Genomic DNA, 18486 nt, shown 5'->3' with positions numbered 1-18486 from the left:
TCAGCGCTCGGTCTTTTCGTCGGCGCCGGGGATGACAGAGATCTACGCATCTTCTACGTTCAGGAAAACCGGGATAAAACAGGTCGTAACGTTCGATGAAACTGAAAAGTGGCCGAGCGCTACCACCCTTGCGGAGATTGCCCGGCCGCGCCGGGCTGCGTCATACCGGAGGCTCCGGCGGAACATTGGTCGCGGAACCAGCCGCCTCAGGCAGAAAGGGGCGGCCGCTCATGGCATTGTTCGAGAGTACGTTGATCCTGCTTCTGATTGCGGTCCTGCTGCTCCAGTTCTCGCGCCGGCTTTCCGTTCCTTATCCCACCATCCTGTGCTTGTCGGGCGTGGCGGTGGCGGCGCTGCCCTGGGCGCCCGACATTCCGGCGCCCGACATCACGCTGGATCCGCAATTGGCGCTGGCGCTCTTCGTGGCGCCGGCCCTGGTCGATGTGGCTTATGACACGCCCTTCGCGGCGCTGCGGCGCAACTGGGCGCCGTTGCTGGCCCTGGCGGCTGTGGCGGTCATCCTGACGACCGTGGCGGTTGCGTGGGTCGGCATCGCGCTGGCGGGACTTCCCATCGCCGCCGCCATCGCCATGGGCGCCATCGTGGCGCCGCCCGATGCCGCGGCTGCGGCGGCCATGCTTGGGCGCTTCGCCCTGCCGCGCCGCACCGTCACCATTCTACAGGGCGAGAGCCTGCTGAATGATGCGGTCGCCCTGCTGATCTTCAGCGCCGCCGTGGCGGTCCAGTCCGGCATGGCGGGCGGCGCCATTCCGGAGCACCTGCTTCCGCAGCTCGCTTTGGCGGTGCCCGGCGGCTTGCTTGTCGGCGTTCTGATCGGCCGCATCTATGTTCTGCTGGCGCCCCGGCTTGCCGGGACGCTCAGCGGCACGATCTTCGAATTCCTGACCACATTCGGCACTTGGGTGATCGCGGAGCGCCTGCACTTCTCGGCGATTCTCGCCACCGTCGCCTTTGCCATGACGGTGGCGCAATCCGCGCCGGAGCGGCAGCCACCCCGCGACCGCGTCCATTCCTATTCCGTGTGGGAGGCGGTGGTCTTCCTGCTGAACGTCCTGGCCTTCCTTCTGATGGGCCTGCAGGCGAGGGCGATCATCGGCAGGCTGGAAGGCGACCGCTTCTGGCAGGCGGCCGGGGTTGCGGTGGCGGTGTTCCTGGCGGTGGTGGCGGTGCGCGTGGTCTGGGTGCTCGTCTACAACCGTGCCGCCGCCTTCATCCTGCGGCGCCGAGGCGGGCAAGACGTTCCGACAGTGGGGCAGGGGCTGGTGGTCGCCTGGTGCGGCATGCGCGGACTGGTGACTCTGGCGACCGCACAGGCCCTGCCGTCCGCCTTCCCCGAGCGTGACCTGATCGTGCTATGCGCCTTCGCCGTTCTGCTCGGCACCCTGGTGCTGCAAGGCTTGACTCTCGGGCCGCTGATCGTCCGCTTGCGCTTTCCGCAGGACCATTCATTTGAACGGGAGTTGTCCGCCGCCCGTATCGTCCTGGTGGATGCCGCCGTCGCGGCGCTGGAGGGACGAGACGACGAGGCCGCAAGGGCGCAGCGGGAAACCTACCGGGCGGAGCGTGCGGCCGCCGCAGCCGGACAGCATCCTCGGGAGGTCAGCGTGCGCGACCGCCTGAGGCGGGATATGATCGCCGTGAAGCGCTGCAGGCTTGCCGAGATGCGCCGTGCCGGCGCCATCGACGACGACGTGTTCCACGCGCTGGAGCAGGAACTTGACTGGGCCGAACTCGCCTCTTCCCCGCCCGAGCGTCTGCAACTGGTGGAGGGGTGAGGGAGCTCGACGTGTGCGGGGAAGAATACCGTACGGTTCCGGCTCGCTGCATGCGACAGATCGGAACCGAGATGCCGTTCAATCCGCTCTGGCGACCTCCCGGGTCTCGGCGTGATGGCGAAAATCGGGCTGTCAGCCGAGGTGGCAGCGCATGATGGCCTTTGCCCGCTCCACCACCGGACGGTCGATCATGGACCCATTGAGAGACGTGGCGCCTTGGCCTTTCTCCTGGGCTTCGTTCCACGCTTTCAGCACTTGCTTGGCCCACTCGGCGTCGCGGGGCGAGGGAGCGAAGGCTTCACGGACGACCGCCAACTGGGCAGGATGGATGCAGAGCACGCCGGACATTCCAACCGTGCGCGCCTGCGCGACCAACGCGCGATAAAGCTCCAGGTCGCGATACTCCGCCAGCGATCCCGGCACGCCCAGCGCGGCCAAGCCATGGGCTGCGGCGGTTAGCGCGACTTGGCGGCAGGGAAGCGCCAGTACCGCCTCGGTCGGTTCGACGCCGAGTGCCAGCGAGAAATCTTCGCCTCCCAACGCCAATGCCACCATCCGCGGAGTCCGGGCAATGTCCGCCATCCGCTCCAACCCCAGCGGACTTTCGATCAGGGCGACCAGACCGACTGTGCCCGGTCTCAGCCCACGCTCCGTTTCCCATTCACCGACCATTGAGGACAGCACCCGCAGAGCCCCGGCGTCCTCCACCTTGGGCACCATCAGCGCCGTCACGCCCGGACGGACGGCAGCTTCCAGGTCGGCGGCCACATCGCGCCATGCGCTGTTGATCCGGACCAGCACCGGCATGCCGAACCCGTGCAGACGATTGATCTGCTCCGACAATCCAGTGCGGCCCTCCGGCTTTCTTGCCGGCAGGACCGCGTCCTCAAGGTCAAGGATGATGGCGTCAGCACCGCACTGATGGGCTTTGGCCAGCAGCTTTGGATTGTCGGCAGGAACAAAAAGGAGGGACCGGCAAGGAAGGGACATCAGACGCTACCTCCGGTCTTCGCCGCGTTGAAATCGTCAAACTCCATGGTCAATCCTCCCGGTTTGGCAGGTTGTCAGTCGGCATCCAGTTCGGCCGACATGGCGACCGATCCCGCATGATCCGTCACCCAAAGCCGTGCACCGGTTGCGGTCGGAACACCGCACAGAGTCAGCGGATGGATGTCGAACAGCGGCCTTATCCCGCGGAAACGAAAGCCCTTCACCCGCGCCCCCGTGTGGCGCAAGAACAGGTCAACCAGCAGGGTGGCGCTGAGCGGCCCGTGAACCACCAGCCCCGGATAGCCTTCCACCTCGCGGCTGTAGGCCCGGTCGTAATGGATGCGGTGTCCGTTGAAGGTCAGCGCGGAGAAGCGGAACAGCAGCACCGGATCGATCATGAGCGGACGATGCCAGGCCGGCTGCTCGGTCGGCGGCTCGCCCGGCGGGGGGACTTGGCCGGGCGCGGCGGCTTCCCGATACACGATGTCGTCGCCTTCGGTGATGGCAAGGCCGGAGCCGGTGGCGATCTCGTGCCGGACCTTCACGAACACCATGCGGCCCGACCGTCCCTCCTTCGACACGACGTCATCGATGACGGAGCGCCGGGTGATCGCCTCACCCTCGGCGATGGGACGATGAAAGATCAGGCTGCCGCCAGCCCACATGCGCCGGGGCAAGTCGACGGGCGGCAGGAAGCCGCCCTTGTGCGGGTGACCATCCTCGGCGATGTCGCGCTGCCGGGCTCGGGGCAGAAAATAGAGCCAATGGCCCAGCGGCGGCACCTCGCCGTCACGCCATGGTGGCGTGTCATGATCGAGGATCGCCGCAAGCCTTTCGAGCGCCGCCGGGGCCGCGATATCCGAAACGCTTTCCGACCGGCCAATCCAGTCACGCAGATGCTCGAAGGTCATGCTCAAAGCTCCTGGTCGATAGGGCAGGGTGGATGGCGCCGCTGTGTGGGCTCCGCCATGCCTCCAGCTTCAGCGACTCGGCCTGCTGTGGAACTGCGCAATGCGATCCGGTGGGTCTATTGGGGCGAAGCCGGAGCGTCGGAGGACGCATCTTTGACGCTGTTTGCGGTGCCGAAGCTCGCCTTGCGGCGGCTGACGATATAGGCCTTTATTTTTTCAACGTCGGCAGGCAGAAGATACTTGCCGAAGTTCGGCATTCCCTGATCCTCGAGCGCGCCTCCAAGAACGATGGCTTCCATGGAGTCGTAGATGGTGGGATCGACCTTGCGGAGATCCGGCATCAGTCCACCGCTTACTGCCCCGACGCCGTGGCACACCAGGCAGTTGTTCGCGTAGATCACCGCACCTTCATCAACGTCTTCCTGGCGGGTGCTAGCATTAATCGCCATGGACAGCCCACTGCCCGAAAGGTCGGCGCTCTCGATCGACTTGGCTTTTGGGGGAAGAGACGCCGTTCCGCCGATCTTGAAAATCAGCAATCGGCTGATGTTTCGCCGCCCCTCGACTTGAGCCGCTTCACCCCCGACCGTGGCTGCCGCACCGCCCCAGCCTGCCATGACCGCCAGATATTGTTCTCCGTTCACCTCATAGCTCATCGGGCCGGCCACGATGCCGGTTTGGGCATCGAAATCCCACAAGGCCTCTCCCTTGTCGGCGCTGTAGGCAACCAGATGGCCGGCCGCAGTGCCTTGAAACACCAAGTTCCCTGCGGTGCTGAGCACGCCCCCGTTGTAGTGGCTCTTGTGCGGAACCCGCCAGCGCGCCTTCTGGGCAACGGGGTCCCAAGCCAGCAATGCTCCGCTGACCGCCTCCTTGGGGAATTCTCGGGCGTCAGAGAACCCATTGCCAGTGTTCAGGCGATGCGGGCGAAAAACAAACTCCTTGGCCTGGTTACGCAGGGCGCCGGGGACTTCATGGTATGGAATGTAGACCAAGCCGGTGAGCGGACTGTAAGACATGGGGTGCCAGTTGTGGGCGCCGAAACCGCTTGGCCATTGCACCACAGGTTTGTCCAGATAGCGCGCTTCCGGATGCTCCACAGGCCTTCCCGTCTTCAAATCGATGCGGTCCGCCCATGTCACTTTTCCGAATTTCTCGGCCGAGAGCAGTTCACCGGTGGCGCGATCCAAAACATAGAAGAATCCATTCTTGGGGGCGTGAAGCAGAGTGCGTCGCTTTCTGCCGTCGATCTCCAAATCAGCCAGCGTGATCTGCTGCGTGGAGGTAAAATCCCACGAATCGCCAGGCGTCTCCTGATAATACCAAACAAGTTTTCCCGTGTCGGGGCGGACGGCCAATATGGAGGAAAGATACAGATTATCGCCACCGCCAGGACTACGGACCTCGCGGTTCCAGGGGCTGCCATTTCCGGTTCCGACATACAGCAGGTCGAGGTCCGGGTCATAGGCGATGCCATCCCACGGATTGCCGCCGCCGCCATATTTCCAATAGACGTCGCCCGTCCAGGTTTTGGCCGCTTCGGCCAGTTCCGGATGCTCATAGGGCTTGGACGGGTCCCCCGGCACGACATAGAAGCGCCAGATCATCTCTCCGCTGGTCGCGTCGTAGGCGGAGAAGTATCCGCGTGTTCCGTAATCCCCACCACTGTTTCCAATGATGACCTTCCCCTTCACGACACGCGGAGCACCCGTGATCGTATAGGCCTGGGACGGGTCGGTGGTCTGCTTTTGCCAGATCAACTCGCCCGTCCTGGCATTGAGGGCGACGAGCCGCCCGTCAAGCGTCCCGATGAAAACCTTGCCTTCCCAGACCGCGACACCTCGATTTACGGAATCACAACAGGCATCGATGGCTTTTCCTTTTGGCACCTGAGGATCGTAGGTCCAGAGGACTTTCCCGGTGACCGCATCCGCCGCCATCACCTTGCTCCAGGACAGCGAGGTGAACAGCACACCATCGACCATCAGCGGCGTCGCTTCCTGGCCGCGGTTCTCCCCGAGATCGATGTAGCCTGTCAGGCCGAGCCGGCCGACGTTCGTCTCATCGATTCCTCGCAGGGGACTGAAGCGCTGTTCGGAATAATCGCGTCCATAGCTCAGCCACTCCGCACCTCCTTGCGAGAGCGCCTCGATCCGCTTCCCGGTGACGTCGAAACTCTCTGAAGCTGCGGTCGACGCGCCCCCGTAAAGCACAACAACGGGGATGATCCATTTCAGAGAAGAAAACGCGAAGGCGAGCGGTTCTTTGGTCGGCGTTCCGGGCATGTGCGTCCTCCCTGATTTGTTGGTCTGGTTCGTTGGCCTGAAAGCAGCATTCAAGGGGAATGGACGATCAGGCCCCATGCGTTCCCTCGACCGTGGCCCCTGAAGAAGGCGCTGTGCCTGTGGGACGTGAGTTGAACGCAGGCGCTGTTCTGATGAAAGAACTTAGTGCACCTATAGGAACAGTCTAGCGACTGCGCCTGGATGATGCAAGCGCTATGTCTGGCGAGGACCGTCGGCATGCGGTGCCAGCCTGCGGCCGCTTCACGAACATGCGCCGGCCTTCGCCCGATGACTTCTCTGGTTTTAATAGGTAAACTTAGTTCATAGATCGCGCAGGGCGCAGAGTGAGCGGAGCTTCGGCTCCAGCACGGGGATTGAAATGGCGAAGTCGGCATTGCGAGTTTTGGAAATCATGGAGTTTGTCGCAAGCAGCAAAAGCGGCAGCGCGACCCATACGGAAATTTCGCAGGCGCTTGGCATTCCCAAGAGCAGTCTTACTGGCCTGCTGCGGGATCTCCAGCGGCCGGGTTATCTGCAATTGGACCGGGAGACCGGGCGCTTTTCCATCGGGTCGCAGGTCATGTTTCTGGCACATGCCTACATCAAGAATCTGAACATCGTCCGGGTCGGGTCTCCGGTCGTGCACCAGCTGTTTCTCGATTTGAACGAATACACGACGATGGCCATTCCCAAGGGCGACGACGTTGTCGTCGTGTGTTCGGAAACGCTGCCATCGCCGCTGGCGCACTCCCTCAACATCGGGGAGCATCTGCCTATGCTGACCAGCGCTCTGGGGCGGGCGATCCTGGCCTTTGTCGAGGATGGCGAGCGTGAAGACTACCTGAAGCATCACAAGCCGGTTGCCCATACCGAATTCACCAAGACCAATCTCGATGACATCCGTCGGGAACTCGCGACAATCCGGGAAACCGGTCTGGCCTACGTACGCGAGGAATTTCGCCCTGGCATCACCGGCTATGCGGCGCCGGTGTTCAACATCAATGGACGCCCGATCGCCTCCATCGGCGTCGCGCTGCCGACCGGACGCATCGCGCCGGAACATGAGGCGCACATCCGCACACTCCTGCGGGAGCGGACGGCCGCCTTGTCAAAACGCCTGGGAGCCAAACTGCAAGCCTCGCCGGCGGAACTGTTCAAGGAAGACGAAGGAGACGAGGTGGAGGACGCCGAGGTGTAACTGCGGCGCCCATCCGGTCCTCAGACCAGCGGTTCGAAGCGCACCAGGGTCAAATCGGGCCGCACCGGATCGAAGCGGGCGCGGACCGGCAGGCCAATGCCGGGAGGCTCGCCGGGAGAAGCCACGAAATTGCTCATGAAACGAACCCCCTCGCGCAGTTTTACCTGAATCACGGTGTAGGGCAGCACCGCTTGGAAAGCCGGCCAGTACGCCTTGTGGAAAATGCAGAAGGACTCGATCACACCAAGGCCACTGGCCTCGATCCAGTCCCCACCGACATGGTGGCAGTGTGCGCAGGAGCGTACCGCGGGAAACCGGCATTGGCCGCATGCGGGGCAGCATTGAATCAGCAGCACTCCCCGCTTGGCCGCCTCCCAGTGCGGACGGTTTTCCGGATCGTCGGGAGGCATCGGGACGTCGATCATGCTGGTGTCCTCCCGTAAATCACTGAGGTCACCACCGGAGACGCGGCCATGTACTGGATGGTTTGAGGGTTGCTGATCTGCCGCTCGCCACACTGGCCGCGCAACTGCCGCACCGCTTCGACGTTAAGGCCCCACCCCTGCAGATAGGACTCCGACAGGTGGCCGCCGCTGGTGTTCGTCGGGAAGGCGCCCTCCAGCCGAAGGTGGCCGTCGGCGATCCAGCGCCCGCCCTCGCCGCGTGGGCAGAATCCGAAGCCTTCCAGGGTGAACAGCACCGTCGGTGTGAAGTTGTCGTAGATCATCAGTCCGTCCATGTCGTGGGGGCCGAGGCCGGCCATGGCGTAGACGTCCCGTGCCGCCTCTTGCATGGGCGCGGCCCAAAAGTCTTCAGGAGGAAAACTGGACCCGGTGAAGGACGAGGCCTGCGCCGCGCCGCGGATGTAGACCGGCGGCTGCCGCAGGTCCCGGGCGCGTTCGGCGGAGGTAATGATCATTGCCACGGCGCCGTCGTTGATCAGGCAGTAGTCGAGCAACCGCAGCGGTTCGCAGATGAACCGGGCCGCAAGATAGTCGTCGAGGCTGAAGGGTTGGCGCTTTACCGCGCCGGGATTCAGGCTGGCATGCCGGCGAAAGGTAACGGCGATCTCGCCGAGTTGTGCGGGGGTCGTGCCGTAAAGATGCCTGTGGCGCTGCATCATCAGGGCATGGAAGGCGCCCGGCGAGGTCATACCGTAGGGTGCCCAGTGCGCGTCCGTGCTGCCATACGCGCCCGCTGCACCCCCGTAGCCACTGGCGTCGCCGCCGTAGGTGGTGCCTGCCGAAGCGCCGTCATTGGCATAGACCAGCGCGACGGTGTTGACGGCGCCAGTCGTCACCAGCAGGGCCGCCGTCTGGATGCAGATGCCCGAAAAGCGGCCATGCCCGGGAGTCGCCAGCGTGTAGCGCGGGTCGAGGCCGCATAGTTCTGCGAAGCGGCCATAGCTGGGAATGCGATTGACGATCAGGCCGTCGAGGTCGGCGTAGGTGAGCCCGCTGTCATCCAGCGCCTCGCGCAAGGCCCATTGTCCGAGATCGTAGGCGTTCAGGTCTGGAAACTTGCCATAGCGTGTGGTGCCGACACCCACCACGGCGGCTTTGCCGGACAGGGTGCGACGGGAGGTCTCCGATTTGCTCATGGCCTTCGCTCAATAGGAAAGGGACGTTTCGGGCAGGCCGGCCACGTCGAGCCGAACGGCCCACAGTCCGCCGGCCTGTGGCGTGGGCCGGGCGTTTCCCTCGATGCCCCGTCGCGCGCTGGTGATGTATAGGACCCGCAGGTCGTCTCCCCCGAAGGTGCAACTCGTCGGGTGCTCGACAGGCAAGGTAATCCGAAGGTCCAGCGAGCCGTCAGGGCGGAAACGATGCACGGCGCCGCCGCCGAAGGCGGCGATCCAGACATGCCCGGCGGCGTCGACCGTCAGCCCGTCCGGAACACCATCACCATCGAGCGTCGTGAACAGGTGGCGTGTCCCGATGGCGCCGTCGACCGGGTCACGATCGTACCTGTAGACGTGCTTGGATCGGGATTCGGCAAAGTACAAAGCCCGCCCGTCCGGGCTCCAGCCCAACCCGTTGGACAGTACGAAGCCTTCGTCCATCGGCCGCAACCCGAAAGCCGGCCCGTTATCCGGCGTGAATTGGTAGAGTCGACCGATCGGGCTTTTCAGCGCGCGGTCCATGCTGCCAACCCACATCTTTCCATCCGGAGCAACCTTGCCATCGTTGAAGCGCTCGTCTCCGAGGTCGAGACCGTGTGTCTGCTCGATTGCGGCGCCGGACTGCGGTTCGTCGATCAAGGCATAGCCACGCCGGAACAGGATCAGCAGCCCGCCGGAGCGGCGCAAGGCGATGGCGGCCGGCGGCTTCGGCAAGGGCCAGTTCTCCGACGCTCCGGTGGTGGGGTCGAAGCGCCACAGCGCCGGCCGGGCAACGTCGATCCACCACAGCCGACCGGTGGTCGGGCACCAGATCGGGCATTCGCCAAGTTCGTTGTCGCAAGCGAGAACGCAGGTGGGTTGTGCATGCATAGCGGTCACCTGAGGGTAGGGATCTGTGGGAGCGGACGCTTCATTCCGCGGAGCCGGCGAGCGAGGGCGCCTCGCCGAGGCGTGCGTTCGTGATTGCGTGAGACTTGGTTCGGTCCGCGTGCCGCCCTTGGGCAAACATCGCCGCGGCGACGATCAGGGCCGGCGCCAGCAGGACGATGAAGACTTGGCTCAGCGACCAGCCCTGCGCCAGAAGCTCGCCGCCGATAAACGCGCTGATGATCGCGCCGATCCGGCCAATGCCAATCATCCAACTGGAGCCTGTTGCACGCGCCTCGGTGGGATAGACTGCGGCGGCCAGTGCATTCATGCCGACGCTGCCGCCGTTCATGCAGAATCCCACCAAGCCGGCGAACAGACAGAGAAGCACGAAATGCTGGGTGATCTGGCCGATGGCGACGACCGCCACAGCGCCGATCAGGAACACGCCGGTCAGGACACGGCATTTGTGCCAGCGGTCCATCGCCCAGCCGATGGACAAGGCGCCGACGGGGCCGCCGATCTGGAACATGGCGGTCGCAATAGCGGCCTTTGACACGCTGTAGCCGCCGCCTTCCTTGATCAGGGTGGGCAGCCAGCTGCTCAACAGGTAGACGAGGAACAACACGGAAAAATAGCCGATCCACAGCATTGCCGTGGCGAATCGGTACTGCGGCGACAGCACGATGCGGATGGCGGTGCGATCCTGCGCGGGCGCGCGGCCCAATGTGTAGCGCTGCCCCGGTTCGGTTGCACCGGGCGCCAGCTGCTCGATGATGGCGGTGACCCGCTTCGCCGGCGCACCCTGTGTGATCAGGAAGCTCACCGATTCCGGCATCTTCCATATCAAAACGGCGCCGACCAGGACCGGAGCCAACCCGCCGAGGAGCAGCAGGCTGTGCCAGCCGAACGCCGGGATCATCCAGGCTGAGATGAAGCCGCCGCCTGCGGCGCCGACGGTGAAGCCGGATAGGGTGACGGTGACCAGAAAGGAACGTGTCCGGTCTGGCGCATATTCGGAGATGAGCGTGCTCGTGTTCGGGATCGCCGCACCGAGCCCGAGCCCGGTCAAAAAGCGGAACGCAACCATCTGCGTTACGTCCGTGGCAAAGGCGGTGGCCAGCGTCCAGACACCGAACAGGATCACACTGGCGACGATGATCAGCTTGCGGCCGTAACGATCGGCCAACGGACCCGACAGCATGGCGCCAAGCGCCTGTCCGACCAAGCCGGCGCTGAGCACAGCGCCCAACGCCTGATGGCTGATGTTCCAATCCGTTTTCAGCTGGGGCGCAATAAATCCCATGATGACGGCGTCAAAGCCGTCAAGAACGATGATGATGAAGCCAAGCCCGATCAACAGCTTTTGAAAGGAACCAAGAGGCCTGCTGTTGATGAGGGCACGAACGTCAAGACAGCTTTCTTGGGGCATTCCGTTTCCTCCTTATGAAGGGCGGCCGCTTTCCCGGACTTCTGTTATCGGCACTTGCTGCTTTGGATATCCAGTCAACGGGCTGCCTGATGCGGCTGCCACGTTTTTGCGCAGTCATTGCGCTTGACGGTGTGAAGGAAATGTAGCAGCGTTAGTTCCGTTAGGCAAACTGATTTCTCATATGTGAACTACGCTCCCGATGTGAATCGGGGGAATGCGGCGATGGCAACTCTCCTCGCCACCGGGGCGCCGCAGCGGCGCGAGAAATCCAGGAGGAAAACCCGATGAACCAGATGCCTGAAAGCCGGACGCTTCCGAAGCTGGTCGGCGAACTGATCGCCCTTCATGGCGAACGGGAGGCCGTGGTCGGCAACGGTCAGCGTCTGACCTACGCGCAACTCGGCGCACAGGTTGCGACCGTCGCCCGGCGACTGATCCGGCTTGGTGTCGGCCATGGCGACAAAGTTGGAATTCTGATGGGCAACCGGCCGGAATGGATCGTCAGCGCCCTGGCGATCACGTCCATCGGCGGCGTCGCCGTTGCCATGAACTCCTGGGCGACGACCCGCGAACTGGAGCATCTGATCCTCCACTCGGATTGTCGCCTGCTGATCGCGGCCCCGCGCTTCCTGAAGCACGATTATGGGGCGATGCTGGACGGCATGGCGCCGCTGACGGAACGGTTTCCGCTGCTGCAAGGGGTGCTCGGAATCGGCGACGATCTACCGGCCGGATGGATGCCCCTGTTCGATGCGGATGGCTCCGACGCTGCGGCGGCGGATGCGGAGTTTCACCGGGCCGGCGACGCCGTCCGGCCTGAGGATCTCGCTTTCCTGCTCTACACCTCGGGCTCGACCTCAACACCCAAGGGGGTGCAGCTGGTTCATGGCTCGGTCATTGCCAACCCGTGGCAGATCGGCGAGCGACAGCATGTGGTCGCGGGCGACCGGCTATGGCTGGCCGTGTCGCTGTTCTGGGGCCTTGGCAGCGTCAACGCGATGATGAATCTGTTGACCCATGGCGGCTGCATCGTCCTCCAGGACTCGTTCGATCCCGGCGCTGCGCTGCGCCTCATTCAGGACGAACGCTGCACGCTTTTCTACGGTACGCCGAACATGGCCCAGGCGCTGCATGACCATCCGGACCGGAGCCGCTATGACCTGAGCACCCTGCGCGGCGGCGCCACGCTCGGTACGCCGGAACAGGTGATGCGGGTCGTCGAACTGGGCGCCACCCGGATCTGCAACATCTACGGCTTGACCGAAACCTACGGCAATTCGCACGTCACCGACGCCGACGACCCCCTGGAGCGGCGGCTGACATCCTGCGGCCGGCCGTTGCCGGGCGTCGTGCAGCGTATCGTGGCGCCCGATGGCGCGGATCTGCCCCCTGGCCGGATCGGTGAAGTCCGTGTGAAGGGGCATGTCACCGCCGGCTATTACAAGGACGAGGCGCTGACCCGCCAGAGCATCGACGAGCAGGGTTTCTTCCGCACAGGCGATCTCGGGTATGTCGACCAGGATGGATACCTGTATTTCTGTGGGCGTCTGAAGGAAATGGTCAAGACGGGTGGCATCAACGTGGCGCCGGCCGAAGTCGAGGCTGTGCTGATGGACCATCCCGGCATATGCGTTGCCTATGTCGTTGGCGTCCCGGACGACTCCCGCGACGAAATCCTGGGAGCCCTGGTCGTGCCTCATCCCGGCACGAACCTGTCCGTCGAACAGGTGGTCGCGCATTGCCGGGCGAATCTGGCCGCCTACAAAGTGCCGCGTGTCGTCCGTTTCGTCGAGGAAGCGTCTGTGCCGCTGACGGTCACGGGCAAGGTTCAGAAGAACAAGCTTGCCGAAACCTTCTTCGCCCCGGTGGCGGGCTGAACGCCAGTCTCTCCGCACTGGCCATCGCATGGATCACCGACATGACCACGCTTGTTGACGATCATCAGGACCTCCGCGACGCCATCCGTGCGCTGTTCGCGGATTTCCCGGACGACTATTTCCTTAAGATCGACGAGGCGCGCGCCTATCCCGAGGCCTTCGTCGATGCTCTGACCAAGGCCGGCTGGCTGGCCGCGCTGATCCCCGAGGAGTATGGCGGCTCCGGCCTTGGACTGGCCGAGGCCTCGGTGATCATGGAGGAGATCAACCGCAACGGCGGCAACTCCGGCGCCTGTCACGGCCAGATGTACAACATGAGCACCGTCTTGCGGCACGGGTCCGACGAACAGAAGGCCCGTTACCTGCCCAGGATCGCATCGGGGGAACTTCGCCTGCAGAGCATGGCGGTCACCGAGCCGACCACGGGCACCGACACCACCCGCATCCGAACCACCGCCGTCAAGAAATCCGACCGGTATGTCGTGAACGGTCAGAAGGTGTGGATTTCACGGGTCCAGCACTCCGACCTGATGATCCTGCTGGCGCGCACCACGCCGCTGAGCGAGGTGCGGAAGAAATCGGAGGGCATGTCGATCTTTATCGTCGACCTGCATGAGGCCATTGGCAAGGGCCTGTCGGTGCGGCCGATCGCCAACATGGTCAACCATGAAACCAACGAGCTGTTCTTCGACGCCCTGGAGATCCCCGAAGAAAACCTGATCGGCGAAGAAGGCCGCGGGTTCAAGTACATCCTCGACGGTCTCAACGCCGAGCGCACTCTGATCGCGGCGGAATGCATGGGTGACGGGTACTGGTTCATCGACCGTGCGCGCCGCTATGCCGGGGAACGCGAAGTCTTCGGCCGGCCCATCGGCGCCAACCAGGGCGTCCAGTTTCCTATTGCCGAAGCTTACATCGAGTTGGAGGCCGCCAATCTGATGCGCTGGGAGGCCTGTCGGCTGTTCGACGCCCGCAAACCCTGCGGCGCCCAGGCCAACATGGCAAAGCATCTGGCCGCGAAAGCGTCTTGGGAGGCCGCGAACGTCTGCCTGCAGACCCATGGCGGCTTCGGCTTCGCCACCGAATACCACGTCGAGCGCAAGTTCCGCGAGACGCGCCTCTATCAGGTGGCGCCCATCTCGACGAACCTGATCTTCGCCTATGTGGCGGAGCATGTGCTCGGGCTTCCGAAATCCTACTGACGGGAGGACTGCCCATGTCGGCCCCTGTATCGTCGGCTCTCATTCCGGCAATCGCCGAAGCCGCTGCACCCACGTCGCGTCCATTGCGCGACGGGCTTCTGCAAACCGATCCGCCTCGTCTGCTCGGTTCCGTCTGCCGCGCCTGTTCGACCCGCCTGTTTCCGGCGCGCGACTTCTGCCCGTCCTGTGGTTCCGACGACGTCGAGGGCGGGGTTCCTCTGGCCACCACCGGCACGGTGTACAGCTTCACCGTCGTGCGACAGGCGCCGCCGGGACGCGAAACGCCCTACAGCCTCGCCTACATCGACCTTGCCGACGGCGTGCGGGTTCTGGCGCAGGTTACCGGCGATCCCGACGCTCTGCACATCGGAGCGCCGGTGCGCCTGGACATCCGCACCGTCGCCCGCAGGGACGGTTGTGACCTGATCGGTTACGTCTTCGTGCCCGGCATCGAGACGGAGGTGGCGTGATGACCAGCGTTCACATCGCCGGCGCGGGCATGGTCCGCTTCGGCAAGTACGATCCTTCCGTGACGTTCGAGAAATTGGCGGTGGACGCCGCGCGCAACGCGCTGCGCGACGCCGGGGCCCATCGCCGTGACATCGAGGCGGTGTTCGTCGGCCATGTGTTCGGCGGGCCGGTGGCGGGACAGCGCGTGGCCACGGAACTCGGCCTTGGCGGCCGCCCGGTGAGCAATCACGAAAACTACTGCGCGAGCGGTGCGACGGCACTGAGGGAGGCCTGGATGGCGATCCGCGCCGGGCTTTGCGACGTGGCGCTGGTGATCGGTGCGGAGAAGATGACCGACCGGATCAAGGGCGGCGTCACGCCCGACGCCAACGACCTCGACGCCCAGCAAGGCTACGTTATGACCGCCGGACACGCACTCAGCGCGCGGCGCTACATGCATGACCATGGCGCCACGCGCGAGCAGATCGCCATGGTCGCGGTCAAGAACCATGAGCATTCCCGGCACAACCCCTACGCACAATACCAGCGGCCGGTGAGCCTGGACGAGGTGGTCAACGCCCGCCCGATCGCCGACCCGCTCGGGCTGCTCGACTGCAGCCCGATCAGCGATGGCGCGGCGGCGGCGGTGGTTTGCAGCGCGACGGGCCTCAAGCGGCTCGGCTTGCCCGCGGATCGTCCCGAAGTTCGGGCGATCGGGCTGGTCAGCGGCACCTTGCGCGCCGGGCTGGGCGACATCAACGAGGAGGATATTTCCCGCCGTGCCGGGCTGCAGGCCTATGACATGGCCGGCATCGCGCCCACGGACATCGACCTTGTGGAGATGCACGACTGCTTCACCATCGCCGAGATCGTGCGGCTGGAAGGGCTCGGCCTCGTTCCGAAAGGGCAGGGGGCGGCCTGGACCGCACAGGGCCGGACCTCCATCGGCGGGACGCTGCCGGTCAACCCGAGCGGGGGGTTGCTGTCGCGCGGCCATCCCGTCGGCGCGACCGGCATGGCGCAGGTCTGTGAACTTTACTGGCAGCTCACCGGGCAAGCCGGCCAGCGTCAGGTGGACGGCGCCCGGCTTGGGCTTGCCTACTGCAAGGGGGGCACGGTCAGCGGCACCGACGGCGCTTCCGTCACGACCGTGGTGATGTCGTCATGACGGCGCGCACGCTGGTTTTGGTTGGCAATGGCCTGGACACGCGGGGCCTTGCTGCCGCCCTGAAGCCCTTCGACATCGCGCTGGGCACGATCGAACGGGGACTTCGGCATGACGCGCCGTGCGATGAGCCGCGAGCGGCGCACCTGCTGTCCCGTTCCGGTCCGTTTGACGGGGTGTTGCTGGCCCCTGCCTTCGTCGACGGCCCGGACGGTCCCACCGTGGACGACCTCCTCGACGTCCTGACGTCCTGCTTCAGCGTCATCAAGGCGGCGATCGCGTCGTTCGAGGAGCGCGCCGTGGCCGGGCGTGTGATCGCGCTGCTGCCCGGTGGCGCGACGATGGGGGAGCCGGGCGAGGCGATCAATTCGGCGCTCGCCGGAGCGATGCTCAGTCTGTTCCGGACGGTGGCGCTGGAGATGCGGTCCACTCCGGTCACCGTCAACACGCTGGTATACGCCACGCGCGCGGCTGACGGGCCGACCGGCGGCGGGGTGTTGGGCGACCCGGAGGCACTGGCGTGCATGATCGCGTCGCTGCTCGGTTCCGGCGCGCGCGGCATCAACGGCCAGGAAATCTACGCGCTCGCGGGCGCCGATGTGGGGAGGCTGCATCCATGATCGAACTTCCTACCGGGGGAATCATCACCGGGGCTGCGGGAGGCATTGGCAAGGCGCTGACGCTGGCCCTGGCCGGCTCCGGCGTTCATCTGGTCGCCACCGATCTGGACCCGGGCGGGCTGGATGCCCTGGTCCGGGACGCGGATGGACTGCCGGGAACCGTCATTGGCATCGCCGGCGACGTGCGAGACCGGGACCTGCCGCAAGCGCTGCGGGACCGGGCGCTGGCCGCCTTCGGCGGTGTCGGGTTGCTGGTCAACTGTTCCGGCTTCCTGAGGGACAGCCGCATCCAGAAGATGCCGGTCGATCTGTTCCGCCAGCTGGTCGACATCAATCTGATCGGGCCGTTGCGACTGATCGAAGCCGTCGCCCCGGTGATGCAGATGGCCGGGCAGGGAAGGATCGTGTCCATCGCATCGCGCGCGTGGCTCGGCAATTTCGGCTCGTCCGGCTACAGTTGCGCCAAGGGCGGCATCGTCGGCGCCACCCGCGCCTTGGCTCTGGCCTTGGCGCCGCACGGGATCACGGTGAACTGCATCGCCCCGGGCTTCATCGAGACGCCGATGGCGCGTTCGCTGCCGCCGCACATCCTGGACCGGGTGCTCAAGGCCATTCCCGTGGGACGGGCAGGCACGGTCGACGACATCTCGGCACTCGTGCTGTTTCTCGCCGGGGCCGGCAGCGGCTACATCACCGGACAAACGCTGGTGGCCTGCGGCGGCCGCAGCATCAGCAACCCGATCGCCTCGTCCTGAAGGGACCATGACATGACGACCAACCCCTGGCGTGATCGCTTCTTTGAAGATTTCGCGGTCGGTGACGTTTGCAAGCACCGCCATGCGCGGACCGTGACCCCCTACGACAACATGCTCTTTACGCTCCTGACGCAAAACCCAGCCCCGCTGCACGTCAACCATGATTACGCAAAAGCGGCCGGTCACGAGCGGGTGCCGTTCAACTCCACCTTCATCCTGGCTTTGGTTACGGGGCAATCGGTGGCGGACCTGACGCCCAACGTCATGACGAACCTGGGCTGGTCGGAGGTGAAGCTTCCGGCCCCCACTTACGAAGGCGACACCATCTACAGCGAATCGGAGGTCGTGTCTCTGCGCGAGTCCGCCACGCATCCACGGGCCGGCATCATGTCGCTGAAGACCATCGGCTACAACCAGACCGGCACCGTGGTGATCGAATTCGTTCGCACGGTCATGGTCTACAAGGCCGGCCAAGCGCCAAGCCTGCCGCGCCCCGAACCACGTCGCACCGTTCGCTAACCCTCCCGAGAGACGGTTCCGCATGATGAAAATTCTTGTGCCCGTGAAACGGGTGGTCGACTACAACGTGAAGGTCCGCGTCAAGGCGGATGGCAGCGGCGTCGAGACCGCCAACGTGAAGATGAGCATGAACCCCTTCGACGAGATCGCCGTCGAAGAGGCAGTGCGCCTGAAGGAAGCCGGCACGGCGACCGAGATCGTCGTGGTCTCCGTCGGCCCGACCCAGGCCCAGGAAACCTTGCGCACCGCTCTCGCCATGGGTGCCGACCGCGCCATCCTGGTGCAGACCGACGTCGAGACCCAGCCGCTGGCCGTCGCCAAGCTGCTGAAGGCCTTGGTCGAGAAGGAGGCGCCGGGGATGGTGATCCTCGGCAAGCAGGCCATCGACGACGACTGCAACCAGACCGGCCAGATGCTGGCGGCGCTGCTCGGCTGGGGCCAGGGCACCTTCGCGTCGAAGGTCGTCGCGGGCGACGGCAAGGTCGCGGTGACGCGCGAGATCGACGGCGGGCTTGAGACGGTCGAGTTGAAGCTGCCAGCGGTGGTGACGGCCGACCTGCGCCTCAACGAGCCGCGCTATGCCTCGCTGCCCAACATCATGAAGGCGAAGAAGAAGCCGCTGGAGACCGTCACGCCGGGCGCGCTGGGTGTCGATGTGACGCCGCGGCTGACCACGGTGAAGGTGGCCGAGCCGGCCAAGCGTCAGGCCGGCATCAAGGTGCCGGACGTCGCCACGCTGGTCGACAAGCTGAAGAACGAGGCGCGGGTGATCTGAGGAGCGCCGGCCCCGGTGCCCCC

The 18486-nt window shown here is 64.8% G+C and carries 17 protein-coding genes; 10 read left to right on the top strand and 7 right to left on the bottom strand.

Features of this window, described 5'->3' with window-relative positions; genetic code table 11:
- Positions 1-230: 230 nt before the first annotated feature.
- Complete coding sequence (locus FZ029_RS26545; protein ID WP_149272668.1) at positions 231-1796, top strand: cation:proton antiporter; 1566 nt, start codon at positions 231-233, stop codon at positions 1794-1796.
- A 132-nt stretch (positions 1797-1928) separates the two neighbouring features.
- Here FZ029_RS26545 and FZ029_RS26540 read toward each other — a convergent pair whose 3' ends face one another.
- The 3 genes from FZ029_RS26540 to FZ029_RS26530 form a co-directional block, all read right to left on the bottom strand.
- Positions 1929-2786 carry a CoA ester lyase gene (locus FZ029_RS26540; RefSeq protein ID WP_149272667.1) on the bottom strand — a complete coding sequence of 286 codons (858 nt, stop codon included), beginning with the start codon at positions 2784-2786 and terminating at the stop codon, positions 1929-1931.
- A gap of 74 nt (positions 2787-2860) precedes the next feature.
- Positions 2861-3697: a MaoC family dehydratase N-terminal domain-containing protein gene (locus FZ029_RS26535; protein ID WP_149272666.1), complete on the bottom strand. Its 837-nt coding sequence runs from the start codon at positions 3695-3697 to the stop codon at positions 2861-2863.
- A 116-nt stretch (positions 3698-3813) separates the two neighbouring features.
- Positions 3814-5982, bottom strand: coding sequence for a PQQ-dependent dehydrogenase, methanol/ethanol family (locus tag FZ029_RS26530; protein WP_149272665.1), 2169 nt, complete (start codon positions 5980-5982; stop codon positions 3814-3816).
- A gap of 379 nt (positions 5983-6361) precedes the next feature.
- Between FZ029_RS26530 and FZ029_RS26525 the strand changes: the two genes are divergently transcribed.
- Complete coding sequence (locus FZ029_RS26525; protein WP_149272664.1) at positions 6362-7180, top strand: IclR family transcriptional regulator; 819 nt, start codon at positions 6362-6364, stop codon at positions 7178-7180.
- Between the two features lie 20 nt (positions 7181-7200).
- Here FZ029_RS26525 and FZ029_RS26520 read toward each other — a convergent pair whose 3' ends face one another.
- From FZ029_RS26520 to FZ029_RS26505, 4 genes are read right to left on the bottom strand one after another with little or no spacing between them, the layout of a single operon-like run.
- Positions 7201-7605, bottom strand: a complete 405-nt coding sequence (locus tag FZ029_RS26520; RefSeq protein ID WP_149272663.1) for an OB-fold domain-containing protein — start codon at positions 7603-7605, stop codon at positions 7201-7203.
- Positions 7602-8780, bottom strand: a complete 1179-nt coding sequence (locus FZ029_RS26515; RefSeq protein ID WP_149272662.1) for a thiolase family protein — start codon at positions 8778-8780, stop codon at positions 7602-7604. The genes FZ029_RS26520 and FZ029_RS26515 overlap by 4 nt, the downstream gene beginning before the upstream one ends.
- A 9-nt stretch (positions 8781-8789) precedes the next feature.
- The gene (locus FZ029_RS26510) at positions 8790-9671 is read right to left on the bottom strand and encodes an SMP-30/gluconolactonase/LRE family protein (RefSeq protein WP_149272661.1); all 882 of its coding nucleotides are present in this window, start codon (positions 9669-9671) and stop codon (positions 8790-8792) included.
- 40 nt (positions 9672-9711) lie between these two features.
- Complete coding sequence (locus FZ029_RS26505; RefSeq protein ID WP_149272660.1) at positions 9712-11100, bottom strand: MFS transporter; 1389 nt, start codon at positions 11098-11100, stop codon at positions 9712-9714.
- Positions 11101-11384: 284 nt separating this feature from the next.
- Here FZ029_RS26505 and FZ029_RS26500 point away from each other — a divergent pair, with 284 nt between their 5' ends.
- The 8 genes from FZ029_RS26500 to FZ029_RS26465 are packed head-to-tail and all read left to right on the top strand — an operon-like array spanning position 11385 to position 18463.
- Positions 11385-12977 (top strand): AMP-binding protein, encoded by a 1593-nt coding sequence (locus tag FZ029_RS26500; RefSeq protein ID WP_149272659.1) that lies wholly within the window; start codon positions 11385-11387, stop codon positions 12975-12977.
- A gap of 41 nt (positions 12978-13018) precedes the next feature.
- Entirely contained in the window at positions 13019-14179 is a 1161-nt protein-coding gene (locus FZ029_RS26495) for an acyl-CoA dehydrogenase family protein (protein ID WP_149272658.1), read from the top strand.
- Positions 14180-14193: 14 nt separating this feature from the next.
- Positions 14194-14649 carry a Zn-ribbon domain-containing OB-fold protein gene (locus FZ029_RS26490; RefSeq protein WP_149272657.1) on the top strand — a complete coding sequence of 152 codons (456 nt, stop codon included), beginning with the start codon at positions 14194-14196 and terminating at the stop codon, positions 14647-14649.
- Entirely contained in the window at positions 14649-15797 is a 1149-nt protein-coding gene (locus FZ029_RS26485; protein ID WP_149272656.1) for a thiolase family protein, read from the top strand. The genes FZ029_RS26490 and FZ029_RS26485 overlap by 1 nt, the downstream gene beginning before the upstream one ends.
- Complete coding sequence (locus tag FZ029_RS26480; RefSeq protein WP_149272655.1) at positions 15794-16414, top strand: SDR family oxidoreductase; 621 nt, start codon at positions 15794-15796, stop codon at positions 16412-16414. Before FZ029_RS26485 ends, FZ029_RS26480 begins: the two co-directional genes overlap by 4 nt.
- Positions 16411-17169, top strand: coding sequence for an SDR family NAD(P)-dependent oxidoreductase (locus FZ029_RS26475; RefSeq protein WP_149272654.1), 759 nt, complete (start codon positions 16411-16413; stop codon positions 17167-17169). Before FZ029_RS26480 ends, FZ029_RS26475 begins: the two co-directional genes overlap by 4 nt.
- A 12-nt stretch (positions 17170-17181) precedes the next feature.
- Positions 17182-17688 (top strand): MaoC family dehydratase, encoded by a 507-nt coding sequence (locus FZ029_RS26470; RefSeq protein WP_149272653.1) that lies wholly within the window; start codon positions 17182-17184, stop codon positions 17686-17688.
- A gap of 25 nt (positions 17689-17713) precedes the next feature.
- Positions 17714-18463: an electron transfer flavoprotein subunit beta/FixA family protein gene (locus FZ029_RS26465; RefSeq protein WP_149272685.1), complete on the top strand. Its 750-nt coding sequence runs from the start codon at positions 17714-17716 to the stop codon at positions 18461-18463.
- The last annotated feature ends 23 nt before the right edge of the window (positions 18464-18486 follow it).

This window comes from Azospirillum sp. Sh1, from assembly GCF_008365135.1.
Taxonomy (GTDB): domain Bacteria; phylum Pseudomonadota; class Alphaproteobacteria; order Azospirillales; family Azospirillaceae; genus Azospirillum; species Azospirillum oryzae.
The sequence above is the reverse complement of the archived record's forward strand: the minus strand, read 5'-3'. Positions and strand labels throughout refer to the sequence as shown.